The organism is Brevundimonas sp., assembly GCF_004210735.1.
In the GTDB taxonomy this organism is placed as follows: domain Bacteria; phylum Pseudomonadota; class Alphaproteobacteria; order Caulobacterales; family Caulobacteraceae; genus Brevundimonas.
In genome coordinates this window covers 1-2,603 of the sequence record NZ_SDZL01000111.1, presented here as the reverse complement: position 1 = coordinate 2,603, position 2,603 = coordinate 1, and the positions used below count along the sequence as shown (strand labels likewise).

Sequence of the window (2,603 nt, the reverse complement as noted above, 5' to 3'; positions counted from 1 at the left end):
ACGCTGACCCCCGCCGATGAAGGGCTGAAGGCCCATTTGTCGGGCGAGTTCTCCAACGGTCCGATCAGCGCTCCGCCCGAGGCCGGCTTTCCCTTCGGCGGTCTGCTGGCGGCCCTGTGCGCCGGGGCGATGAAACAGGGGCTGGAGATCAAGGCGCCGCTGCGCAGCCTGTCGGTCCAGTATCTGGCCGCCGCCCGGTTCGAGGAGACGATCCGTTTCCGGCCCCGCCTGCTGCGCGGCGGCCGCAACGTCGCCTATGCGGCGGTCGAGGCGGATCAGGGCGACCGCCTGACCCACCACGGCACGGCCACCTTCGGCCTGGATTCCGACGGCGCCGCCCTGACGCCCCTGACCGCGCCGCCGCCGCTGGATCGGCTGAAGGACGGGCCGGGCATTGAGGGGCCGATGGCCCCGCGCTTTTCCCAGCACGTCGACTATCGCTTCGACGGCGGCCCCAACATCCTTGGCGGCAATCAGGGTCGCGCGGTGGTCGAGCGGGTCTGGATGCGCACCCGCGACGGGGCGCCGCTGGACGATCTGCGGCTGGCCTATCTGTTGGACGCGCTGTATCCGCCCGCCTGGACCGCGTTTCAGGCGCCGCCCGCCATGACCTCGGTCGATCTGCGCTACGACTTTCTGGCCGATCCGACGCCGGACAGCGCGCCAGACGGCTGGGCCTTCTTCGAGTACCGGCTGCTGGACCACGGCCTGGGCTGGTCGGTGGACGAGGCGACGGCCTGGGGCGTCGACGGGCGGCCGCTGGCCCTGGCCCGCCAACGCCGCAAACTGCTGCCCCAACGCCCCTGATCGACCGCCGACGCTTGCCATATTGCGCCGCAGCGACGATCTAGCGGCCAACGCATAAGAGGAAACACCATGACCGCCGCAACCGACCCCGTCGTCATCTGCGCCTTCGCCCGCACGCCCATGGGCGGCTTCCAGGGCGCCCTGTCGCCGGTCAAGGCGACCGAACTGGGCGCCGCTGCGGTCAAGGCCGCAGTGGAGCGCGCCGGCGTCGCCCCCGAAAAGGTCGAGCAGATCTTCATGGGCTGCGTCCTGCCCGCTGGTCTGGGCCAGGCCCCGGCGCGTCAGGCCGCCATTGGCGCGGGCCTGGGCAAGCACGTCGAGGCGACGACCGTGAACAAGATGTGCGGCTCGGGCCTGCAGGCCGCCATGATGGCGCACGACGCCCTGCTGGCCGGCACGGCCGATGTGATCGTGGCTGGCGGCATGGAGTCGATGACCGGCGCGCCCTATCTGATGAACAAGCACCGGGGCGGCGCCCGCATCGGCCACGACGTCATCGTCGACAGCATGATGATGGACGGGCTGGAAGACGCCTATTCGCCGGGCAAGGCCATGGGCGTCTTCGCCGAGGACGCGGCCGCCCAGTATCAGTTCACCCGGGAACAGATGGACGCCTATGCGGTCGAAAGCCTGACCCGCGCCCAGACGGCCATCGCCTCGGGCGCATTCAAGGCCGAGATCATCCCGGTCGAGGTCCAGACCCGCAAGGGCCCCGTGACCGTCAGCGAGGATGAGCAACCGGGCAAGGCCGACCCGGCCAAGATTCCTACCCTGCGCCCCGCCTTCACCAAGGACGGCGCCATCACCGCCGCCAACGCCAGCTCCATCTCCGACGGCGCCGCGGCCCTGGTCATGACGCGTGAAAGCACGGCCAAGGCGCTGGGCCTGCCCATCGTCGCCCGCGTCGTCAGCCACGCCGCCCACGCCCATGAACCCGGCCTGTTCACCACGGCCCCCGTCCCCGCCATGCGCAAGGCGCTGAAAAAGGCCGGCTGGACCGCCGAGGACGTGGACCTGTGGGAGGTGAACGAGGCCTTCGCCGTCGTCGCCATGATCGCCCAGCAGGAACTGGGCATCGACCGGGCCAAGCTGAACGTGAACGGCGGCGCCACCGCCTTGGGCCACCCCATCGGCGCGTCCGGCGCGCGCATTCTCTCCACCCTACTGGCGGCGCTTCAGGCGCGTGGCGGCAAGAAGGGCATGGCGTCGCTGTGCATCGGCGGCGGAGAAGCCGTCGCCATGGCGGTCGAACTGGCCTGATCGCCTCGACATCGCGATCAAGAAAAAGGGCCCCGGGAGCGATCCCGGGGCCCTTCGTCTTTCGGTTTCGACCGGCCTTACAGGGCCGAGTCGAGCACGCCCTTCATCCAGCGCGGATGCTCCAGCACCCGGCCGCAACCGATGGCGACGCACGACAGCGGATCGTCGGCCACCGTCACCGGCAGGCCGGTATGGTCGCGGATCTCGGCGTCCAGGCCGCGCAGCAGGGCGCCGCCGCCCGTCAGCATGATGCCCTTGTCCGCGATGTCGGCCGCCAGTTCCGGGGGCGTAGCCTCCAGCGCGACCTTCACGGCCTCGACGATCTGGCTGACCGGTTCAGCCAGCGCTTCCGCCGCCTGACGCTCGGACATGCGGACCTCGCGGGGCACGCCCTGCATCAGGTCGCGGCCCTTGACCTCGATCGACAGGCCTTCGCCGTCGGCCGGGATACGGGCGGTGCCGATGTCTTTCTTGATGCGTTCGGCGGTGGTTTCGCCGATCAGCAGGTTATGGTTGCGACGCATGTAGCTGATGAT

At 70.1% G+C, this 2,603-nt stretch carries 3 protein-coding genes; 2 read left to right on the top strand and 1 reads right to left on the bottom strand.

Annotated features, from left to right (window positions below):
- Positions 1–3 precede the first annotated feature (3 nt).
- Positions 4–807 carry a thioesterase family protein gene (locus tag EON91_RS14180; protein WP_292096015.1) on the top strand — a complete coding sequence of 268 codons (804 nt, stop codon included), beginning with the start codon at positions 4–6 and terminating at the stop codon, positions 805–807.
- Positions 808–876: 69 nt separating this feature from the next.
- Positions 877–2,067, top strand: a complete 1,191-nt coding sequence (locus tag EON91_RS14175) for an acetyl-CoA C-acyltransferase (protein WP_292096013.1) — start codon at positions 877–879, stop codon at positions 2,065–2,067.
- A gap of 77 nt (positions 2,068–2,144) precedes the next feature.
- Here the strand turns inward: EON91_RS14175 and EON91_RS14170 are convergent.
- A partial coding sequence (locus tag EON91_RS14170; RefSeq protein WP_292096010.1) for a rod shape-determining protein occupies positions 2,145–2,603 on the bottom strand: 459 nt, incomplete at its 5' end.